The sequence below is a fragment of the Kocuria sp. BT304 genome (genome assembly GCF_003290245.1).
In the GTDB taxonomy this organism is placed as follows: Bacteria; Actinomycetota; Actinomycetes; order Actinomycetales; family Micrococcaceae; genus Kocuria; species Kocuria rhizophila_A.
The window spans coordinates 857,422-877,996 of sequence record NZ_CP030039.1 but is presented as its reverse complement, the minus strand read 5'-3'; the positions used below and the strand labels follow the sequence as shown (position 1 = coordinate 877,996).

Sequence of the window (20,575 nt, the reverse complement as noted above, 5' to 3'; positions counted from 1 at the left end):
CGCGTACGAAAAGGGTGTGGAGAAGTTACTTCTCGATGACGGCCAGCACGTCGCGCGCCGGGAGCACCAGGTACTCCTCGCCGTTGTACTTGACCTCGGTCCCGCCGTACTTGGAGAAGATGACCAGGTCACCCTCGTTGACGTCCACGGGGATGCGGTTGCCCTTGTCGTCCACGCGGCCCGGGCCCACGGCCAGGACGGTGCCCTCCTGGGGCTTCTCCTTGGCGGTGTCCGGGATGACCAGACCGGAGGCGGTGGTCTGTTCAGCGGCCAGCGGCTGAACCACGATGCGATCCTCGAGGGGCTTGATGGAGACCGACACGATCTCTCCCTTTCTTCTAGGCGTGTGAGACGGTGTGCGTCCGCCGCGTGCCATGGGGTCCCATGACGGCGAGCGCCACAGGCCAGTTGGCGTGCCAACCGTCGTCGCGGTGCCGATTGAGCGCCTGGCCTTTAGCACCCTCCCTGGGAGAGTGCTAATAGCACTGTAGGGACGCGGGACGCGCCCGGTCAAGGCGCGCCCGCGCCACTCCCCTGTGGGCTGAACCGGGCCTCCGGGCACGTCCCGTCACGACGCCGCCCGGTCCCCTCGACCGCCTCGCCGCACCGTCCCCGGGGTCGCGCGAGCACGTTCCCGCAGCGCCGGCGCCCGGATCCCGCGCGGGGGCGGCCCGCTCCGTGCCCGGAGAGGGCGAGGTGGCGCGCCCGGGCGAGGAGCGGCGTCGTGACCCTCAGTAGTAGACCGCGAGCCGTCCGCCGGGGCCGTCGTGGCACGTGACCGGGGTGTCGAAGACGCGGGTGAGGGTCTCGTCCGTCATGATCCGGACGGGCGTGCCGAACTCCACGACCTTCCCGTCCTTGACCGCGCAGATCCGGTCCGCGTAGTGGCTCGCGAAGTTGATGTCGTGCAGCACGATCACCACGGTGCGCCCCAGCTCGTCCGCCACGCGGCGCAGGTGCTGCATCATGTGCACCGAGTGGCGCATGTCCAGGTTGTTCAGGGGCTCGTCCAGCAGCAGGTAGGCGGTCTGCTGGCACAGCACCATGGCCACGTAGGCGCGCTGGCGCTGCCCGCCCGAGAGCTGGTCCAGGTACCGGTCCTGGAGAGGGCCCAGGTCGAAGAACTCGATGGACTCGGAGATGATCCTCTCGTCCTCCTTGTTGATCCGCCCCCGCGTGTACGGGAAGCGGCCCAGGCCCACGAGCTGGCGCACCGTGAGCCGCGCCGTGAAGTGGTTCTCCTGGCGCAGCGTGGACACCACGGTGGCGAGCGTGCGCGGCGGGGTGGTGGTGACGTCGTGGCCGCCCACCACCACGGTCCCGGCGTCCGGGCCCAGCAGCCGGCCCATCATGGTCAGCAGGGTGGACTTGCCCGCCCCGTTGGGTCCCACGAGGGCCGTGATGCCGCCCTCGGGGATCTCCAGGTCCACCGGCCCGATGGCGGTGTCCGTCCCGTACTGCTTGATCAGTCCGTCCAGCCGGATCACAGTCTGCCCTTTCTCAGGATCACCACGAGGAACACGGTTCCGCCCACCAGCTCGATGATGATGGACACCGCGCCCTCCGCGTAGAAGACGTTCTTGAGGATGAAGTAGGCCCCGGAGAGCACCGCGAAGCCCAGCAGCACCGCCATGGGGAACACGAAGCGGTGCTCGTGGGTGTCCGCGAACTGGTAGGCCAGGGTGGCCACCAGGAACCCCAGGAACGTCATGGGCCCCACCAGGGAGGTGGACACCGCCATCAGCACCGAGACCCAGAACAGGGTGATCACCAGTTCCCTGCGGTGCTCCAGCCCCAGGTTCGTGGCCACGTCCCGCCCGGCGGCCATCACGTCCAGCCTCCGGGAGCGCAGCAGCAGCGCGGCGGTGCCCGCCGCGCACAGGGGCACCGCCAGCGGGAAGTAGGCGGGGTCCGCGTTGGACACAGAGCCGAAGAGCCGGGCGCTGAGCACGTCGAACTCGCTCGGTGACAGCAGCCGCTGCATGAACGTGGACAGTGACCCCAGCCCGCCGCCCAGCACGATGCCGATCAGCAGCATCACCTGCACGTTCGCATGCTTGCCGGACAGCAGCCGCCCGTACAGCACCAGGGCGAAGAGGACCATGAGGGCCACCTGCAGGGCGTACTGCGTGAGCCCCTGCACCGCGGAGACCCCCGCGACGCCCAGCGCGTACACCGCGGTGGTCTGCACCAGCACGTACAGGGACTCGAAGCCCATGATGGACGGGGTGACGATCCGGTTCTCGGCCGCGGTCTGGAAGGCCACGGTGGCCATGGCCTGGCACACGGCCACCACGGCGATCACCACCACGGCGCTCGCGCGAGCCCCGGCAATGCGCCAGAACCCCGCGGTGCCGAACGGCAGCGGGTTGGCCCACGTGAGGATCCCGGCGCAGAACAGCGCACCAGCGAGGGCCAGGGCCACCATGACGAGCCAGTACCGGCGCCGGTGGGCGGCGAAGGTGAACGCACGGGAGCCCCCGGCGGCGGGCCGGTCCGCACGGCGCCCGCAGCGGGCTCCTGCGGCAACGGAGGCCACGTGCCCGGGAACGGGTGCGGCCCCGGCAGGCGGCCGGGCGGCGTCGTGCCCGCGGGCCGGAGTGACCGGGGGACCGGCGGGGCGGCGGGAGCGCAGCTCAGACACGGCGGCGGCTCCTGAGCAGCAGCACGATGAACACGGCCGCTCCCACGACGCCCAGGATCAGCGAGACCGGGACTTCGAAGGGCATGATGACCGTGCGCCCGATCAGGTCGCACACCGTGACGAGCCCGATCCCCAGCAGGCACACCCACGGCAGGTTGGAGCGCAGGTCGTCCCCGCGGAACAGGGAGACCACGTTGGGCACGATCAGCCCCAGGAACGGCAGGTTGCCCACCACCACGGTGACCACGCCCGTGGCCACCGCCACGAGCGCGGTGCCCACCAGGATGATGCGCTCGTAGTTCAGACCCACGTTGGTGGCGACGTCCTCGCCGAGCCCCGCCACGGTGAGCCTGTCCGCGGCGAGGAACACCAGCACGGCCACGGCCGCGACGACCCACAGGGTCTCGTACTGGCCCTTGAGCACGGACGTGAAGCTGCCAGCGAACCACACCCCGAGGTTCTGCAGCCGGTCCGTGACGAGCGCCAGGTAGGTGGACACGGAGCCCACCACCGCGCCGAGCATGATGCCCACGATCGGCACGATCAGCGAGGAGCGCAGCGTGATCCGGCGCAGCACCGCGAAGAACACCATGGTCCCCGCGAACGCCGCGACCACGGAGCCCAGCATCCGTGCGCTCAGCCCGGCGTCCGGGGCCACGACCATCATGACCAGCAGCCCCAGCCCGGCCCACTCCGTGGTGCCCGTGGTGGTGGGCTCCACGAAGCGGTTCTGCGTGAGCAGCTGCATGACCAGTCCGGACATGGCCATGGCCGCGCCGGCGAGCACGAGGGCGAGGGTGCGCGGGATCCTCGTGAGGGTCAGGAACCGGCGGCCCTCCTCCGGGTCGGAGAGGTCCGCGACCCCCGTGAGCACCGAGGCGGCCAGCAGCCCCAGCACCAGGAGGGACGCCGCCCAGAACCAGGGGTCCCGCAGCACCCCGGTGGGTGCGGAGCGGGCCCTCGGTGCGGGGGCGGTGGCTGCGGCTGTCGCGGTCATGGGTACCTGTGTGCTTCCGTGTGCTCGTGCCGCGGCCCCGCGCGTGGCTGGCGCGGGGCCGCGGGATGGGGGCCTGGCGGCCCGGTCAGCTCTTGCCGTTGCGCTCCAGCTTGTCCGCGAGGTCGTTGAGGATCTCGGTGTAGGTCTGGATACCCTCGTTGGTGTAGGTGTCTGCGGGCAGGTACACCACGTTGCCGTTCTTCACCGCCGGGACGTCCTTGAGCGCCTCGGACTTCTCGATGACCTCGGCGGCCGGGGTGGAGTCCTTCTGGGACTTCAGGGCGGCGTCCCGGTCCATCACGATCAGCAGCTCGGGCTGGGCCTTGGCGATGGCCTCCACGGAGATGTCGTCCCCCTGGTGGTCGTCCGAGCCCTTGGTCTCGAGGGCGGGCTTGAGCCCCACCATCTCGAACAGCGGGCCGATGGTGCGCCCGGTCTTCGGCACCACGTATCCCATGTTCCCGCCCGAGACGATCAGGCCCATGGTGGACTGGCCGCTGTAGGCGTCCTTGGCGCGCTGCTCGGCCTTGTCGAGGGCCTCGGCGAGCTTGCCGGCGTCCTCCTGCTTGCCGAAGACCTCTCCCAGTGCCGAGGTCTGGCGCTTGAGCTCGGAGTCGAGGGGCTGGTCCTCCCGCGGGTCGAGTTGGAGCATGGTGGCGTCCGGCACGAGCTTGTGGATGGCGTCGTAGTGCTGCGCGAAGCGCTGGCCGTTGATCACGAGGTCCGGGTCCACGCCGGCCACTGCTTCCAGGTTGGGCTCACGGTGCGAGCCGAGGTCCACCACGGAGTCGTCGTGGGAGTAGGAGATGGTGTCCGGGACCAGCCGCTTGGGGGCGGCCTTGAGCGGCACCTCCCAGTCCGCGAGGGTCTCGAACACGCGGTTGTCGGTGGCCACCACGGAGCGCGGCGGCACGGTGACCTTCTGCTCGCCCTTGTCGTCCTGGATGCTCACGGTGGACGAGGAGGCGCTGGCCGAGGGATCGGCGGAGCCCCCGGAGGTGCCGCAGCCCGCGAGGGCGAGAACGGCGGCGGTGCACAGTGCCGCACCGGGCAGCAGGCGGTGGGAGGACATGGGTGTCTCGCATTCTGGTGGAGTCGTCAGGGAACGGGCGGCCGGCCACCAGGTGAGCCTAACCTAATTACGCATCATGTTTCCTTCGTAATTCGCATGCCCCGCCCGGAGCCCGTCCCGGCGCCGCCGCGGGGGCTGCGTGCCGCGCGTCCGGGTGCTCCGTGCACGGGCGGGCCCGCCCGTGGTCTGATGGAGCGGTGACTCCACCCACCGCACCCGACGACGCCGAGGCCCACGGCCTCGCCCGCCTGCTCACCCCCGAGGGCCGCGAGCTGCTGGACTCCCTGCCCCCGTACGACGCCGCGGCGTCCCTCGCGCTCAACGAGACCCTGCGCGCCCAGGGCCACGACCCCGAGCTGGTGGCCGCGGCCCTCACCCAGTCGCGGCTGCGCGAGAAGGCCCGGGCCAAGTTCGGCGAGTTCGCCCAGCACATGGTCTTCACCCGCGACGGCGTGGAGCAGGCCACCCGCTGGTCCGTGGCCGCGCTGCACGCCCAGCGCTTCGCGCAGGCCGGGATCGGGCACGTGGTGGACCTCGGCTGCGGGATCGGGGCGGACGCCATGGCGCTGGCCGCCCTGGACCGCACCGTCACCGCGGTGGAGCTCGATCCGCTCACGGCGGCGGCCGCCACCCTCAACCTCACCGGCTGGCCGCACGCTCGCGTGGTCTGCACGGACGCCCGGTCCCTGGACCTGCGGTCCCTCGAGGCCGGCCCCGCCCAGGGCGTGTGGCTTGACCCGGCGCGGCGCGTCACGGGGGACGGACGCACCCGGCGGGTCTTCGACCCCGAGGCCTTCTCCCCTCCCCTGTCCTTCGTCGCGGGACTCGCGGAGGCGGGACTGGCCGTCGGGGCCAAGCTGGGGCCCGGCATCCCCCACGAGCACGTCCCGCCCGGCGCGGAGGCCCAGTGGATCTCCGACCGCGGGGACGTGGTGGAGGCCGTGCTGTGGTTCAACGCGGTGCGCCGCCCGGACGTGGCCCGTGCGGCACTCGTGCTGGGGCGCGGTGCCGGCCCCGCGGCGTCGTCGGCGGTGGAGCTGACCGCGCGGACCTGGCAGTCCCCGCCCGCCGACGGCGCCCTGCTGGGTCCCGTGGGCGGGTACCTCCACGAGCCCGACGGCGCCGTGATCCGCGCGGGGCTCGTCACGGATCTCGCGCAGCGCCTGGACGCCCACCTGGTGCACCCGAGCATCGCCTACCTCTCCTCGGACACCCCCGTGGACACACCCCTTGCCCGGTCGTACGCGGTGCGCGAGGTGCTGCCGCACACCGTGAAGGTGCTGCGGCGCTGGGTGCGCGAGCACGACGTGGGCACCCTGGACGTCAAGAAGCGCGGCACGGACGTGACCCCCGAGCAGCTGCGCCGCCAGCTGGCCCCCCGCGGCACGCGGCGCGCGACCTTCGTGATGACACGCGTGGTGGACTCCGGCAGGGAGCGGCGCGTGGTGCTGGTGGTCGACCCCCTAGACTGAGGTTCCCTGTTCCAGGGACCACGGCAGCGCGTGGCCCGGTCCGCACCGCGGTCCAGGGCACCGATGCCGTTCCCGGCGCACCCACGAGAGGACCACGCCGTGCACATTGATTTCGAGACCTCCGAGAACTCCACCCTGGGTGTGGAATGGGAGGTCGCGCTCGTGGACCGCGAGTCCGGTGAGCTCGCCCCGCGCGCCCAGGAGGTCCTGGAGGCCGTGGTGGGCGAGTACCCCGAGCTCGGGGAGGAGGGCGACCACCCGCAGGTCACGGGCGAGTTCCTGCAGAACACCGTGGAGATGGTCACGGGCGTGTGCAGCGCCGTTCCCGAGGCGGTGGAGCACCTCGCGCAGACCCAGGACCGGATCCGGAAGATCACCGACCCCCGCTCCCTGGAGATCTTCGCCGCGGGCACCCACCCGTTCTCGGACTGGACCGAGCAGCCCGTGGTGGACGCGGAGCGCTACTACAAGGTCCTGGACCGGGCGCAGTACTGGGGCCGGCAGATGGTGATCTTCGGCATGCACGTGCACGTGGGCATCGACCACCGGGACAAGGCGCTGCCCGTGCTCGACGGGCTCATGAACTACTACCCCCACCTGCTGGCGCTGTCCGCGAACTCCCCCTACTGGTGCGGCCACGACACCGGCTACGCCTCCCACCGGGCGCTGATCTTCCAGCAGCTCTCCACCGCGGGGCTGCCCTTCCACTTCGACTCCTGGAGCGAGTACGAGGCCTACGTCTCGGACCTCATGGAGACCGGCGTGATCGAGGAGATCTCCGAGAACCGCTGGGACATCCGCCCCGTGCCGCGCTTCGGCACCGTGGAGATGCGCGTGTGCGACGGGCCCTCCAACCTCCGGGAGATCGGCGCCCTGGCCGCGCTGACGCAGTGCCTCGTGGAGTCCTTCTCCCGCACCCTGGACGAGGGGCGCAGCATTGCGGTGATGCCCCCGTGGCACCACCAGGAGAACAAGTGGCGGGCCGCCCGCTACGGGCTGGACGCCGTGGTGATCCGGGACGCCCAGAACCACGAGCGCCCCGTGGCGGAGGACCTCACCGAGGTGCTCAACCGGCTGGAGCCCCTCGCCGCCGAACTCGGCTGCGCCGACGAGCTGGGCTACGTGGAGACCATGATGACGGGCGAGACCGGCTATCAGCGCCAGCGGCGGATCGCGGAGGCCAACGGCGGGGACCTGCGCGCCGTGGTGCGGGACATCGTGGCGCAGAACCGCGAGATCCGCTGACCCCTGGGCCGGCCCGGAGCGCGCTCCGCGCGGCCGGGTGCCCAGGGCGCGGCCCGCGCGTGCGGCGCGGTGCCCGCCCCGCCACGTTCCGACCGAGCGGGGCGGGGCTTTTCTGACGGGGCCGTGCGGGCCGGGCCGACTCAGGCCGGGACGGGCACCGACACCGTGGTCACGGGCAACCCCGGATCCGCGGTGAACCCGATCCCCGTGGGCGCCACACCCCGGCTCACCAGCCGCGCGCCGAGCGCCGCCACCATGGCCCCGTTGTCCGTGCACAGGGACAGCGGCGGCACCACCACACGGATGCCGTGCTGCGCGCAGCGCTGCGTGACGAGCTCCCGCAGCCGGGAGTTCGCGGCCACTCCCCCGCCCATCAGCAGCGTGGTGATCCCGTGCTCGGTGCACGCCAGCACGGTCTTGCGGGAGATCACGTCCACCACGGACTCCTGGAAACTCGCGGCCACGTCCGCCACGGGCACGGGCTGACCGGCGGCCTCGAAGGCCTCGACCACCCGGGCCACTGCGGTCTTGAGCCCCGAGAAGGAGAGGTCGTAGCGGTGGGAGCCCGGGTGCTGCGCCGATCCCATGTACTTGCCCGCGGTCAGCCCGCGCGGGAAGCGGAACGCCTCGGGGTCCCCGTCCCGAGCGGCCCGGTCGATGGCGGGGCCTCCAGGGTAGGCCAGCCCGAGCAGCCGGGCGACCTTGTCGTAGGCCTCGCCCGCGGCGTCGTCGATCGTAGCGCCCAGCAGCCGGACGTCCCCCGTGATGTCCCCCACGGCGAGGATCTCCGTGTGTCCGCCGGAGACCAGCAGCGCGCCGAGGTGCTCGGGCAGCGCACCGTCCCCGTCCAGCAGCCCCACGCCCACGTGGGCCACGAGGTGGTTGACGGCGTACAGGGGCGTGCCCGTGGCCACCGCGAGCGCCTTGGCCGCTGCCACGCCCACCATGAGCGCCCCGGCGAGGCCCGGGCCGGAGGTCACCGCGATCGCGTCGAGCTCTCCGAGCGTGACCCCCGCCTCCGCGAGCGCCTGCTGCACCGTGGGCACGAAGGCCTCGAGGTGGGCGCGCGAGGCGATCTCTGGGATCACGCCGCCGAAGCGCACGTGCTGCTCCATGGAGGAGGACACGGTGTTGGTGAGCAGCTCGGTGCCCCGCACGATCCCCACACCGGTCTCGTCGCACGAGGACTCGATGCCGAGCACGAGGGGTTCAGCGGTGTTCATGAATGGTCCTTCCGTCCGCGCTGCGCTCCTGCGGCCCGGGCGGGACCAGTGCGCAGCGCATGATCAGGGCGTGGAGGCCGGGCCCGTAGTAGTGGGCGCGGCTGTGGATGTGCTCGTAGCCGAAGCGGCGGTACAACGCCTGCGCGCGAGGGTTGTCGGCCCGGACCTCGAGCATCATCTCGGTGGCGCCGCCGCGCACGGCGGCCTCGTGCAGCACGCGCAGCAGGGTGCTCCCGAGCCCCCGGCCCTCGTGGGCGGCGGCCACCGCGATGGTCTGGACGTCCGCGACCGGCGGGATGCACATCATCCCGGCGTACGCCACGATCTCCCCGTTCCGGGTGAGCACCCAGTACGCGCGCGTGGGGTGCGCCAGCTCCTCGTCGAACATGTGCCGCGGCCAGGCGTCCTCGGGGAACAGCACGGTCTCCAGCGCGTGCACGGCGTCCAGGTCCCCGGGCTGCATGGGCCGCAGCGCGTAGCCGCGCGGCAGGGACGACGCCGCCGCGCTCGCCGCACCGGGCGCGGACCCCTGCGGGCCCGTCACGCCGTGGTCCGCTTCGCGAACGCCGGCACCTTGGCGTCCGACTCCCGCAGGTACAGGGGCGAGGTGTCGGTGCTCAGGGGGGTGCCGCGGCTCGTGAGGGCCCACGCCGCGCGCGCAAGATCCGCCGCGGTGGGGTGCAGGTCCCCGGTGCCCGGCACGGGGTGCGCGAGCCGCTGCGGGTACAGCGCGGTGCCGGGACCGCAGCTCGGCAGGGCCGGGACGTCCTCGGGCGCGCCCACGCGGGGCTCACTGAGGGCCACGGCGGTTGCGGCGGTGTCCTCGAGCACGCGGTAGGGGCGCCAGTAGAGCTCCTTGCGGCGCGCGTCGATGACCACCGCGAACTCCTCGTGACCGGCCTCGGCGAGCCGGGGCGCGATCCGGTGGGCGGCGGCGTCGAGCGAGCAGAGCCCGTGCACGGGCAGCCCCCACGCGAAGCCCAGGGCACGGGCGGTCGCGAGTCCGGCGCGCAGCCCCGTGAACGGGCCGGGCCCGGTGCCCACGAGCACGGCGTCGAGGTCCGCGCCGGTGAGCCCCTCCGCGGACAGCACGTCGCGCACCGCGGGGGCCAGGGCCTCGGCGTGGGAGCGGGTGTCGGCGGTGGCGCTCTCCCGCAGCACCTCGCCGTCGCGGGCCAGGGCCACGGAGGCGATCGAGGAGGAATCGAGACTCAGCACAAGCACCCGCACAGTCTAAGCCCGCACGGAAAAGCCCCTCCGCGCGCGCCCGGGACGGGAGCTGCGGAGGGGCCTTCTCGTCAGACCTGCGGAGCTACTGCTGCGCGGTGAGGCGCGCGGCGGCCTTCGCGTTGTTGCGCTCGATCAGGCCGAACAGCACGCGGTACGCCACCAGACCCACCAGCGTGATGCCCACCAGGAACCACAGGATGGTGGAGAAGTAGTCGCCCTCGGCGGAGCCACCCACACTCAGTGCGCCGAACCACGTGGGCTTGGCGGACATCAGCATGGCCGTGTAGGCCACGCCGATCGGGGAGGCCACGTTGATCACCAGGTTGTAGAAGCCCACGGCCACGCCGGACTTCGCGGCGGGCATCAGCAGCAGCGCGCTGGACATGAGCGGTGCGTACAGCAGGCCGAAGCCCACCGAGAACATGGCCATCGCGATCACCATGGCCACCACGGACACGTTGATGAACACCCCGGCCACCGCGAGAGCGAGCGCCAGCAGGCACAGCGCCAGGGTCACGGCCTGCTTGGAGTCCAGCCGCTTGCTCACGGCACCGGACATCGCCGCAGTGGAGGCACCCAGCACGTAGCCCGGGATGGTGAGCAGCGAGACCTTGTCCATGGCCATCCCGTGCACGCCGTGGATGGCGAACGGGAACAGGAACACGAACGCCAGGTTCACCGAGTAGATGATGAACACGATCACCAGCGCGCTGATGTACGGGCGGTTGGTGAAGAAGGAGGCGTCCACGAGGGCGCGGGAGTTGGTGCGCACGTGGTGCACGAACAGCACGGTGGCCACCACCACGGGGATCCACCACCACCACGTGAAGTCCTGCATGAACATGATCAGCCCGGTGGCGATCACGCCCACCAGGAACAGCCCGTACACGTCCACGCCGGAGCTCGTGTGCTCGACGTCGTCCGACACGCGGGTCTTGATGAACGGCAGGGACAGCACGATCAGCAGCGGGATCAGGAACATCCACGTCCAGGACACATAGGTGGCCAGGAACCCGGAGACCAGCGTGCCGATGAGCGAGGCCAGCTGGAAGGACATGTTGGAGAAGCCCAGGTACTTCTTGAGCTCCACGCCCTGGAAGTGCTTGGTCACGTAGACCACGTAGAGGGTCTCCGCCGCGGCGAGGCCGGCCGTCTGGACCACACGGCCCACGAGCACCACCCCGAAGGACGCGGAGCCCACGAAGCCGATCACCGAGCCCACCACGATCAGCCCGATGCTCAGGTACAGCAGCTTGCGGATGGCCACGGAGTCCGCGAGCGCGGAGTACACCACGGCGCCGATGCCGATCAGCACGCCCGTGAGGGTGGCCTGCAGGCTCACGGTGGACTCGCTCAAGGACAGCGCCTCGGCCATGGGCTGGGACGTGAACTTGAAGCCCTGGTCGATCACCAGGCAGAAGATGAACAGGAACAGCAGCACGGGCACGGCCCGGCGCGGGTTCACGCCGCCCGCGGTGCGGGGGGCCTCGGCGGTGCCCGCATGGGTCGCGGGGACGGCCGCCGCGGGCGTCGAGGCGGCGCTGTCGGGGCCCGCGGTCTGGGCGAGGTCCGGGTTCTCGTCGGGGTGGTTCATGGGGTTCACAGCTCCGTCACCGTTGCGGCCAGCTCGATCATCTGCGCGAAGCCCGTCTGGCGCTGCTCCGGGGTCATCTGCGCGTGGGTGGCCAGGTTGTCCGAGACCGTGAACATGGCGAGCGCCTCCACGCCCGCGGCGGCCGCGTTGGCGTAGAGCCCCACGGTCTCCATCTCCACGGCGAGCACACCCATTTTCGCCCAGCGCTCGGTGGTGTCGTCCTGGGCGTGGTAGAAGGTGTCCGAGGAGACCACGTTGCCCGCGTGGGCGGTGATCCCCCGGCTCTCGGCGGCCCGGTACACGTGGTCCAGCAACCGGAAGGAACCGGTGGGGGCCCACGTGCCGGGCAGGTCGAACTGCGCGAGGTAGTTGGAGTCGGTGGACGCCGCCTGCGCGAGCACGAGGTCGTTGAGCGCGAGGCCCTCCGTGAGTCCCCCGCAGGAGCCGATGCGCACCAGCTTGGTGCAGCCGAACACGTTGATCAGCTCCCAGCTGTACAGCGCGATGGACGGGATCCCCATCCCGGTGCCCATCACGGACAGCTCACGGCCCTGGTACGTGCCGGTGTAGCCGAACATGTTGCGCACGGAGTTGAACTGCACGGCGTCCTCGAGGAACGTCTCGGCGATGAACTTGGCCCGCAGGGGGTCGCCGGGCAGCAGGATGGTCTCGGCGATCGGTGCGCCCTGGGGGTTGATGTGCGGTGTCGATGTCGGTGACAAACGATCCTCCTCGGGTCAGTCCGCGACGGAGGCGGCCGAGTCCTGCGGAACGACGACGCCGTCGGGTCCCCCTGGGGGTCGCACCGTCTGCGGTGGACGTTGGTGCTGCCCCCATTGTGGCACGTCGGGGCCCTACTGACGGCGTGTCCCGCGGGGGATCCTGGCGTGTTCCCGACGGGGCGCGCGACGGGGTTCACGGCGGGGTGCGCGGGTCCTGGTGCGGGACCGCCCGGGGACGCCGGGCAGCCGCGAAAGCCCCTCGTGCGACGTCGTCCCGGGGCGGTGCGCGGTGGTGCCGTTCGGGCACAGGGGATCCCGCCCGCGGTGCGCGGTGACCCGTCGCGCGGCACGACGTTCACCGGACCCGCGCGCGGCGTGGCCTCACACGCGCGGCGGCTCGGTCCAGCGCGGGCCCACGCCCCGCAGGGTGATCTGCCGGACCTCCCCCGCCGAGGCGTCCTCCTCCCACTGCGCGCCGAGCTGCGCGAGAACGCCCGCCAGGTCCGCCTGCTCGGGGGCCGCCTGCGCGCCGCGGGCACGCTCGATGTCGACCACCAGCCGGGACGCACTCAGGTGCTCGACCTTGGAGGTGCCCCACTCCACCACCGTGACGCACGTGTCCAGGGTGTCCTCGAGGTCGATGCTCTCGACGTCCTCGGCCGAGCCCAGCCGGTACGCGTCCACGTGCACGAGGTCCGGGCCGCCCGGGCGCGGCCCGTCCGCCAGGTTGGGGTGGCGGCGGGCCAGCACGAACGTGGGCGAAATGATGCCCTCGCGCACCCCCAGCCCCGCGCCGAGGCCCTGCGTGAACGTGGTCTTGCCCGCGCCGAGCTCCCCGTTGAGCAGCACGAGGTCCCCCGCGCGCAGGTGCGGGGCGAGCGCCGCCGCGAGCGCCCGGGTCTCCTCCGCGTTCGCGAGCTCCCGCGTGATGCTCCAGTTCTCACCCGCGGCACCCGCCCCGGGACCGTCCTGCGCGCCGTCCCCGGGCACGACGCCGCCCGGCCCGGCACCCGCCCCGTGGTCGCGGTCCGCGCCGGGGCCATCCACGGGCTCCGCGCCGGGGTGCCCACCGTGCTCCACGCTCCGGCTCCGGTCGCTGTCGCGCTGCGGCTCCAGCCCCACGTGCTCGCGGGGAACGCGCGGGGAGATGCGGGTGACCACCTCGTAGTTGATGGTGCCCGCCGCGTCCGCCCAGTCCGTCACGGACGGGTTCGAGCCCGCACCGAAGAGCACCGCCTCGTCCCCGATCCGCACGGTGTGCTCGGGGGCAGCACCGGGCTTCCCCGCGGCCTCCGTCACGGGCCGGCTCCGGGAGAGGTCCACGACGCACTGGTCCATGGCGATCCGGCCCACCACGGGGTGCAGCCGGTCCCCGATCCGCACCGGGGCGCCCGTGGCCACGCGCGGCACACCGTCCGCGTAGCCGAGCGGAATCAGGGCGAGCCGGGTGGGGCCCTCCGTGCGGTACGTGAGCCCGTAGGAGACCCCCGCTCCGGCGGGGACGTCCTTCACGTTGGCCACGCGGGTCCGCAGCATCATGGCCGGAACCAGCCCGAAGTCCTCGGGGGTGCGGTCCGCAAAGGGGCTCAGCCCGTACAGTCCCAGACCCACGCGCACGGCGTCCCGCAGCATCGCGTCGGGGTCCTCCCGGTCCGCGGCCGAAAGCAGCCCGGGGGTGTTGGCGGCGTGCACCATCGTGGGGCTCAGCCCGGCCTCCCGGGCCGAGCGCACCGCGGTGGTGAGGGTGGCGAGCTGCTCGGCCGTCTCGGGGCGGGCGGGTTCGTCCGCGACCGCGAGGTGCGTGAAGATCCCCTCCACCGAGAGCAGACCCTCCCCCTCGGCCTCCCGCACGCGCCGGACCAGGGCGGGCCACTGCTCGGGCGTGGCACCGTTGCGCCCCAGCCCCGAGTCGAGCTTGAGGTGGACCACCGCCGGGCGGCCGGCCTCACGGGCGGCGGCCAGCACGGCGTCGAGCTCTCCCCCGCTCACGCCCAGCCGCACGTCCTCCCGCACGGCCGCGGCGAAGTCGGTCGATGGGGTGTGCAGCCACGCGAGCACGGGGGCCGTGATCCCCTCCGCGCGCAGCGCGAGCGCCTCGGACACGTGGGCCGTGCCGAGCATGTGCGCACCCGCCTCGAGCGCCGCACGGGCCACCTGCGGTGCGCCGTGACCGTAGGCGTTCGCCTTGACCACCGCGATCAGGGTGCGCCCCCGCGCCAGCTCGAGCAGCCGCCCCACGTTGTGGCGCACCGCCGCGAGGTCCACCACCGCGCTGCGCTCGCTGGGCTGCCGGTTCTGCTCCGAGGTCATCTCACTCACGCCCCCCATTGTGCCCCGACTCCGCCGCGTGTCCCGAGGCCGTGGCCCGGCCTTCCCGACCGCGCGGTCGACGCGCCGCCGGATCTCGCGGGTCACGGCGATGCCGTCCGGCCTCCCCCGACCGCGCGGTCTGCGCGGGGCGCCGCCGGTGCGGGAGGTGCCGCCCGGCCACGGCGAGTTCGCGGGCGGGGCGCGGAGGGCCTGTGGCTGACCACCCGAGGGGCCGGCAGGGCCGACCCGTGTGTGACCCCGGGGCGCCGCCGGGGCTGAGGCGGGTCCGTTCGGGGCCCGCCCCCGCCGCCGTCCGCGCGCGCCGGTAGGCTGGGCCCGTGCCTCCCGCCTGCCCAGACCGCGTGCTGCTGCTCAGCATGCACACCTCCCCCGTGGACCAGCCGGGCTCCGGGGATGCCGGTGGGATGAACGTCTACGTGTGGCACCTCGCCCGCGCCCTGGCGCAGGCCGGGTGGCGCGTGGACATGGCCACGCTCGACCGCGATCCCTCCCGCACCGAGGGCGTGCACCCCACGGACCTGGCACCGGGCATCCGCCTGCTCGCCGTGTCCCTGCCCGGCGCGGGCGCAGCCCCCAAGCAGGACCTCCCGCGCTTCGCCGAGCCCTTCGGCCGTGCGCTCGCGCACTTCTACGACGGCGACGACGCCGCCCCGCGCGTGCTGCACGCCCACTACTGGCTGTCCGCGGTGGCAGGTGTGGAGCTCGCCGAGCACCTGCACGCCCCCCTGATGCTGACCCTGCACACGTCCGCGGCCGCCAAGAACCTGCGCGCCGGAGCGGACGAGGCCCCCGAGACCCGGGAGCGCGAGGAGGCCGAGCGTTTCGTGGTCTCCCGGGCGTGCCGCACCGTGGTCAACACCCCGGTGGAGAAGCACCAGCTCGTGGAGCTCTACGGCGCGGACCCGGAGCGCGTGGAGGTGATCCCGCCCGGGGTGGACCCCACCGTGTTCCGCCCCGTTCCCCGGGAACCGCTGCCGCGGTCCCCCCGGTCCGCAGCCGTGCCCCGCGCCGGGGACCACCCGGCCGCGCACCCCGACGACGCCCCGAGCGCCCCGAGCGGCGACCCCGGGGCGTCCCCGGACCATCAAGCACCCTTCACCGTGCTGTGCGCGGGTCGCATGCAGCCGCTCAAGGGCCAGCAGGTGCTCGTGCGGGCGCTCGGCCAGCTGCGCCGCACCCACCCGGAGACCCCCGTTCGGCTGGTCCTGGCCGGCGCGGGCTCCCCCGAGTTCCTGAACCACCTGCGGGAGCTGGCGCGCACGGAGGGGGTCGCGGGCGACGTCGTGCTGCGCGGCTCCCTGCCCCGCCCCGAGCTCGCCAGGCTCATGGGCTCGGTGGACGCGGTGGCCGTGCCGTCCTCCTCCGAGACTTTCGGGCTCGTGGCCGTGGAGGCCCAGGCGTGCGGGACCCCCGTGCTCGCCACGGACGTGGACGGGCTGCGCTACGCGGTGCGCGACGGCGAGACGGGCCGCCTGGTGCCCGGCCGGGACCCCGCCGTGTGGGCCGAGGCGCTGCACCGCGCGGCCGCGGACCCGAGCGCATGGAGAGCAATGTCACACGCCGCGACCCGGCGGGCCCGGGAACTGACCTGGGACGACGTCGCCGCGCGGCACGCGGGCGCGTACCTCGCCTGTGCGGGCGCCGCGGCCACCGCCTAAACTCCCCTGTGTGACCACCGCGTACCTGAGTCGAGACGCCCTCGCCCGATACCTGGACCGCTCCCGCATCACCGGAGCCGTCGCCACGCCGCGCGAGGCCAACCTGCGCAACGTCCAGGGGTTCCTGGACGGGGACCAGCACCAGCACATGGGGGTCGAGCGCACCCGCGAGTGGGACTTCGACTCCGTGTTCGGGCTCATGCGCGACCGCGTGGGCATCAACGACGACCCCTCCTACGTGAGCGGTCAGGACTCCATTTCCGCGCAGCTGTGCGTGGCCCGGCTGGACGAGTACGCGGAGATCTTCAGCCGCGCCGTCCAGGGCCGCAAGCGCCTGCTCTTCGCCACGGGCCACCCCTCGGGTCTGGCCCCCGTGTACGCCCGCCTGGCCCGTGTGGCCCGCGCCTCCGGGGCCCGGGTGATCCGCTTCGACGAGGCGCTGCCCTTCGAGGACGGGGACGTCCGCCAGATCGAGGACGTGGTGATGGTCGAGCAGTACGGCGGGCTGCGCCACACCCACTTCCCCGAGCCCATGCGGCTCGTGCTCGAGCATCTGCAGGAACAGGGTCGGCAGGCACCGGACCTCGTGATCGCCGACCACGGCATGGCCGGGTGGGCCGGTTCCCGCGCCGGGCTGCCCACCATTGCCATGGGCGACTGCAACGACCCCGGGATCTTCGTGGCCGAAGCGCAGGGCCAGGTGGAGGTGGTGGTGCCCCTGGACGACAACGTGGCCCCGCACCTCTACGACCCCCTGGTGGACTACATCATCTCCCGCGCGGGCCTGGCGGGGCAGGAGCGCCCCTGAGCCGCACCTCCCGCACGCGGGCGGACCCCGGAGGCACCACGGCGCCCGGCACCGGTTCTCCCGGTGCCGGGCGCCGTGGTCGGTGCCGGGTGCGTCAGCCGCTCAGCGCTCCACCTCGCCTCGGATGAACTTCTCCACGTTCTCGCGGGCGGTGTCGTCGTCGAACTGCTCGGGCGGGGACTTCATGAAGTAGGAGGACGCCGAGGTCAGCGGCCCGCCGATGCCGCGGTCCAGGCCGATCTTGGCGGCGCGGATCGCGTCGATGATGACGCCCGCTGAGTTCGGTGAGTCCCACACCTCGAGCTTGTACTCGAGGGAGATGGGCGCGTTGCCGAAGCCGTGGCCCTCCAGGCGCACGAACGCGAACTTGCGGTCGTCCAGCCAGCCCACGTAGTCGGACGGGCCAATGTGGACGTCCTTGGCGCGCATCTCGTGCGGCACGTTGGAGGTCACCGCCTGGGTCTTGGAGATCTTCTTGGACTCCAGCCGCGAGCGCTCCAGCATGTTCTTGAAGTCCATGTTGCCGCCCACGTTGAGCTGGTACGTGCGGTCCAGCACGTAGCCGCGGTCCTCCAGAAGCTTCGCCAGCACGCGGTGGGTGATGGTGGCGCCCACCTGGGACTTGATGTCGTCGCCCACGATCGGCAGGCCGGCGTCCGTGAACTTCTGCGCCCACTCCTCCGTGCCCGCGATGAACACGGGCAGGGCGTTGACGAAGGCCACCCCGGCGTCTATTGCGGCCTGCGCGTAGAAGCGGTCCGCCTCCTCCGAGCCCACCGGGAGGTATGACACGAGCACGTCCACCTCGCGCTCGCGCAGCACCTGCGCCACGTCCACGGGCTCGGCGTCGGACTCCGTGATGGTCTCGCGGTAGTACTGCCCCAGCCCGTCCAGGGTGGGGCCGCGGTCCACGGTCACGTCCAGGGGCGGGACCTTGGCGATCTCCATCGTGTTGTTCTCGCCGGCCAGGATGGCCTGGGACAGGTCCAGGCCCACCTTGGCGGCGTCCACGTCGAACGCGGCGACGAACTGCACGTCCCGCACGTGGTAGTCACCGAACTGCACGTGCATGAGCCCGGGCACGGAGTCGGAGGGATCGGCGTCACGGTAGAAGTGCACGCCCTGGATGAGCGAAGTGGCGCAGTTGCCCACGCCGGCAATGGCCACGCGGATGGGATGTTCGGACACGGTTCTCCTCGACTGGGTTGCTGACGGTCCGCGCGGACACGCCACGCACGCCGGGGCGCGGGCGGGGTGTCGTCCCCCGCGACCGCGCGGCCGTCGACCGGTTTCCCAGTGTAACCAGGCTCACGCCGGGTTCCCTCCCGCTGCCGTTTCACGACGCCGCCCGGTCGCGTGCGCCCCGCGGCGTCCCCGCAAACGACGTCGCCGCGCCAGGTCCCCCACCGCCCCCGTACATTCCTCCGCCGGCACCGGGGCTCACACCGTGAGCACGGCCTCCACGAACAGTCCCAGCGCCACGAGCACGAACACCACGCCCGAGACGATCTCGACCTCCGCGGAGCGGGCCCGGAAACGGCGAGCCAGTGCGGGCACGGATCCGAGCCACGCCACGGCCAGGAACCACGCGAGCCCCACCGCCACGAGCATTCCCAGGGCCGTGAGTCCCTCCCACCACTGCAGTCCCGTGGGCACCACGGAGCCGAACAGCGCCACGAAGAACACCACGGCCTTCGCATTGGCCAGGTTGGTGACCGTGCCCTGCACCAGTGCGCGCAGCGGCGTCAGACCGCTCGCGCCCAGCAGCGTGGTGCGCCCGCCGGCCGCGATCTCCTCGGCCACGGCGGCGTCGTCCGCCATCAGGGGATCCGTGGGTGGCTGCGCCGCGGGCCCGGAGGTGAGGGAGGACGCGACCTCCCCGTGCCCGGAGCTCTGCGCCCCGAGCCGCTGCGAGGCGTGGGGCGCGCCCACGGCCGCCGCGACGTCGTCGTCCGCCCCCGAGGCACCCGGCTCCGTGCTGGCCACCACGCGGGAGTGTCCCACCGCGGCACCGGAGCGGGCGGCGAGACCGGCGCGGATGGCGCCGTAGCCCATGCGCACGAGGAACAGGGCCCCGCCGATCTGCACCACCAGTTTGAGCACGTGGTTCCCGCTGATGAACACCGTCACGCCCAGGAGAGAGAGGGTGATCCACGCGAGGTTGCCCACCATCACGCCCAGCGCCGTGAACACCGCGCTGCGCCGCGAGGACAGGAACGCGTTGCGCAGGATGATGAAGATGTCCGGGCCCGGGACCACGATCCCCGCGATCCACAGCCCCAGCAGAGCGGCGTACTGCGCCCCCGTCATGCGTGCTTGGAGTCGGTGGCCGCGCTCCAGATGTTCACGCCGGCGTCCGTGACGAGCCCGTCGATCCGGCGCAACTCCTCCGCGGAGAACTCCAGGTTGGCCACGGCGCACGCGGAGTCCTCGATCTGCCGCGCCGAGGAGGCCCCCACCAGCGCGGAGGTGACCTGCCCAGAGTCCTGCGGGCGCAGGGTCCACGCGATCGCCATCTGCGCGAGGGTTTGCCCGCGCTCCTGCGCCATGGTGTTGAGCTCACGGATCTGGTCCAGGGTCTGCTCGCTGAGCCAGGACGGGTCCAGGGACTTGTCCTCGGACGCGCGGGATCCCTCGGGCACCCCGTGCAGGTACTTGTCGGTGAGCATGCCCTGCGCGAGCGGGGTGAAGCAGATGGATCCCATGCCGGCCTCGGTCAGCGCGCCCAGCAGGTTCTTCCCTCCGGCCTGCTCATTGGGCTGCTCGATCCAGCGGTTGAGCATCGAGTAGGAGGGCTGGTGGATCACCAGCGGCGTGCCGAGCGCGCGCATGATCCGCTGCGCCTCGAGCGTGAGGTCCGCACCGTAGGAGGAGACGCCCACGTAGGTGGCGCGACCGGAGCGCACGATGTGGTCCAGCGCCTGCATGGTCTCCTCGAGCGGCGTCTCGGGGTCCGGGCGGTGGTGGTAGAACACGTCCACGTGGTCCAGGCCCATGCGCTCGAGCGACTGGTCCAGGGAGGTCACCAGGTACTGGCGCGAACCACCCACGTCACCGTACGGGCCGGGCCACATGTCCCACCCGGCCTTGGTGGAGATCACCAGCTCGTGGCGGTGCCCCGCGAAGTCCTCCTTGAGGATCCGGCCGAAGTTGAGCTCCGCCGAGCCCGCGGGCGGGCCGTAGTTGTTGGCCAGGTCAAAGTGCGTGATGCCCAGGTCGAACGCGCGGCGCAGGGTCGCGCGCATGCCCGCCACGGGCTTGTCGTCCCCGAAGTTGTGCCACAGCCCCAGGGACACGGCGGGCAGCTTCAGCCCGGACTCCCCCACACGCCGGTACGGCATGGTCTCGTAGCGGTTCTCGGCAGGGGTCCACACGGTGTCGTCGCCATAGATCAGCATGGATCCCAGTCTGCCACCGCTCGACTCCGCACACCGCACCGCATGACGGCGCACCACGCCGCCGGGCTCGTTCGCGTGCCGGGCGACATCGGGCGGGGTCGGCGGCGGCGCACTGGCCCCGTGGGGTCCTGCGACGCCGGCGGCGCCCTGCGGGACCGGCAGCTCGATGGCAGGACCGGGC

The 20,575-nt window shown here is 72.5% G+C and carries 18 protein-coding genes; 4 read left to right on the top strand and 14 right to left on the bottom strand.

What is annotated here, in order from left to right:
* Window positions 1-25: 25 nt before the first annotated feature.
* From groES to DNL27_RS04005, 5 genes are all read right to left on the bottom strand, one after another.
* Window positions 26-322, bottom strand: a complete 297-nt coding sequence (gene groES / locus DNL27_RS04025) for a co-chaperone GroES (RefSeq protein WP_012397747.1) — start codon at window positions 320-322, stop codon at window positions 26-28.
* Window positions 323-731: 409 nt separating this feature from the next.
* Window positions 732-1,487: an ABC transporter ATP-binding protein gene (locus tag DNL27_RS04020; RefSeq protein WP_112234751.1), complete on the bottom strand. Its 756-nt coding sequence runs from the start codon at window positions 1,485-1,487 to the stop codon at window positions 732-734.
* Window positions 1,484-2,539: an iron chelate uptake ABC transporter family permease subunit gene (locus DNL27_RS04015; RefSeq protein WP_112235747.1), complete on the bottom strand. Its 1,056-nt coding sequence runs from the start codon at window positions 2,537-2,539 to the stop codon at window positions 1,484-1,486. The genes DNL27_RS04020 and DNL27_RS04015 overlap by 4 nt, the downstream gene beginning before the upstream one ends.
* A 97-nt stretch (window positions 2,540-2,636) precedes the next feature.
* Window positions 2,637-3,641, bottom strand: a complete 1,005-nt coding sequence (locus tag DNL27_RS04010; protein ID WP_112234750.1) for an ABC transporter permease — start codon at window positions 3,639-3,641, stop codon at window positions 2,637-2,639.
* Window positions 3,642-3,726: 85 nt separating this feature from the next.
* Entirely contained in the window at window positions 3,727-4,713 is a 987-nt protein-coding gene (locus DNL27_RS04005; protein WP_112234749.1) for a siderophore ABC transporter substrate-binding protein, read from the bottom strand.
* 197 nt (window positions 4,714-4,910) lie between these two features.
* Between DNL27_RS04005 and DNL27_RS04000 the strand changes: the two genes are divergently transcribed.
* The gene (locus DNL27_RS04000) at window positions 4,911-6,185 is read left to right on the top strand and encodes a class I SAM-dependent methyltransferase (protein ID WP_112234748.1); all 1,275 of its coding nucleotides are present in this window, start codon (window positions 4,911-4,913) and stop codon (window positions 6,183-6,185) included.
* A gap of 99 nt (window positions 6,186-6,284) precedes the next feature.
* Window positions 6,285-7,430: a glutamate--cysteine ligase gene (locus tag DNL27_RS03995; protein ID WP_041297302.1), complete on the top strand. Its 1,146-nt coding sequence runs from the start codon at window positions 6,285-6,287 to the stop codon at window positions 7,428-7,430.
* 140 nt (window positions 7,431-7,570) lie between these two features.
* On the opposite strand, the gene tsaD is transcribed toward DNL27_RS03995, so the two are convergent.
* The 6 genes from tsaD to alr all read right to left on the bottom strand — a co-directional run bounded on the left by tsaD (window position 7,571) and on the right by alr (window position 14,509).
* Window positions 7,571-8,653 carry a tRNA (adenosine(37)-N6)-threonylcarbamoyltransferase complex transferase subunit TsaD gene (gene tsaD / locus DNL27_RS03990; RefSeq protein WP_012397740.1) on the bottom strand — a complete coding sequence of 361 codons (1,083 nt, stop codon included), beginning with the start codon at window positions 8,651-8,653 and terminating at the stop codon, window positions 7,571-7,573.
* Entirely contained in the window at window positions 8,640-9,197 is a 558-nt protein-coding gene (rimI, locus tag DNL27_RS03985; RefSeq protein WP_112234747.1) for a ribosomal protein S18-alanine N-acetyltransferase, read from the bottom strand. Before rimI ends, tsaD begins: the two co-directional genes overlap by 14 nt.
* A complete protein-coding gene (gene tsaB, locus DNL27_RS03980) occupies window positions 9,194-9,883 on the bottom strand; it encodes a tRNA (adenosine(37)-N6)-threonylcarbamoyltransferase complex dimerization subunit type 1 TsaB (protein WP_110920629.1) in 690 nt (229 codons plus the stop codon). The genes rimI and tsaB overlap by 4 nt, the downstream gene beginning before the upstream one ends.
* A gap of 82 nt (window positions 9,884-9,965) precedes the next feature.
* Window positions 9,966-11,477, bottom strand: coding sequence for an MFS transporter (locus DNL27_RS03975; protein ID WP_012397737.1), 1,512 nt, complete (start codon window positions 11,475-11,477; stop codon window positions 9,966-9,968).
* A gap of 5 nt (window positions 11,478-11,482) precedes the next feature.
* On the bottom strand, window positions 11,483-12,199 hold the full coding sequence (gene deoD, locus DNL27_RS03970; RefSeq protein ID WP_012397736.1) for a purine-nucleoside phosphorylase: 717 nt from the start codon (window positions 12,197-12,199) through the stop codon (window positions 11,483-11,485).
* Window positions 12,200-12,580: 381 nt separating this feature from the next.
* A complete protein-coding gene (alr, locus tag DNL27_RS12610) occupies window positions 12,581-14,509 on the bottom strand; it encodes an alanine racemase (RefSeq protein WP_112235746.1) in 1,929 nt (642 codons plus the stop codon).
* 338 nt (window positions 14,510-14,847) lie between these two features.
* Here alr and DNL27_RS03960 point away from each other — a divergent pair, with 338 nt between their 5' ends.
* On the top strand, window positions 14,848-16,188 hold the full coding sequence (locus tag DNL27_RS03960; protein ID WP_012397734.1) for a glycosyltransferase: 1,341 nt from the start codon (window positions 14,848-14,850) through the stop codon (window positions 16,186-16,188).
* 10 nt (window positions 16,189-16,198) lie between these two features.
* Complete coding sequence (locus DNL27_RS03955) at window positions 16,199-16,996, top strand: phosphatase (RefSeq protein WP_012397733.1); 798 nt, start codon at window positions 16,199-16,201, stop codon at window positions 16,994-16,996.
* Window positions 16,997-17,098: 102 nt separating this feature from the next.
* Here the strand turns inward: DNL27_RS03955 and DNL27_RS03950 are convergent, their stop codons facing one another.
* From DNL27_RS03950 to mgrA, 3 genes are all read right to left on the bottom strand, one after another.
* On the bottom strand, window positions 17,099-18,184 hold the full coding sequence (locus DNL27_RS03950) for an inositol-3-phosphate synthase (protein WP_112234746.1): 1,086 nt from the start codon (window positions 18,182-18,184) through the stop codon (window positions 17,099-17,101).
* A 252-nt stretch (window positions 18,185-18,436) separates the two neighbouring features.
* On the bottom strand, window positions 18,437-19,306 hold the full coding sequence (locus tag DNL27_RS03945; RefSeq protein ID WP_112234745.1) for a LysE family translocator: 870 nt from the start codon (window positions 19,304-19,306) through the stop codon (window positions 18,437-18,439).
* Window positions 19,303-20,394 carry an L-glyceraldehyde 3-phosphate reductase gene (gene mgrA, locus DNL27_RS03940; protein ID WP_112234744.1) on the bottom strand — a complete coding sequence of 364 codons (1,092 nt, stop codon included), beginning with the start codon at window positions 20,392-20,394 and terminating at the stop codon, window positions 19,303-19,305. The genes DNL27_RS03945 and mgrA overlap by 4 nt, the downstream gene beginning before the upstream one ends.
* Window positions 20,395-20,575 lie beyond the last annotated feature (181 nt).

What these genes read in the sequence shown, in the direction of transcription:
- DNL27_RS03975 (WP_012397737.1), bottom strand. Translation starts at nt 11,477, where the DNA reads ATGAACCACCCCGACGAGAACCCGGACCTCGCCCAGACCGCGGGCCCC.
- DNL27_RS03945 (WP_112234745.1), bottom strand. Translation starts at nt 19,306, where the DNA reads ATGACGGGGGCGCAGTACGCCGCTCTGCTGGGGCTGTGGATCGCGGGG.
- tsaD (WP_012397740.1), bottom strand. Translation starts at nt 8,653, where the DNA reads ATGAACACCGCTGAACCCCTCGTGCTCGGCATCGAGTCCTCGTGCGAC.
- DNL27_RS04005 (WP_112234749.1), bottom strand. Translation starts at nt 4,713, where the DNA reads ATGTCCTCCCACCGCCTGCTGCCCGGTGCGGCACTGTGCACCGCCGCC.
- mgrA (WP_112234744.1), bottom strand. Translation starts at nt 20,394, where the DNA reads ATGCTGATCTATGGCGACGACACCGTGTGGACCCCTGCCGAGAACCGC.
- alr (WP_112235746.1), bottom strand. Translation starts at nt 14,509, where the DNA reads ATGACCTCGGAGCAGAACCGGCAGCCCAGCGAGCGCAGCGCGGTGGTG.
- DNL27_RS04010 (WP_112234750.1), bottom strand. Translation starts at nt 3,641, where the DNA reads ATGACCGCGACAGCCGCAGCCACCGCCCCCGCACCGAGGGCCCGCTCC.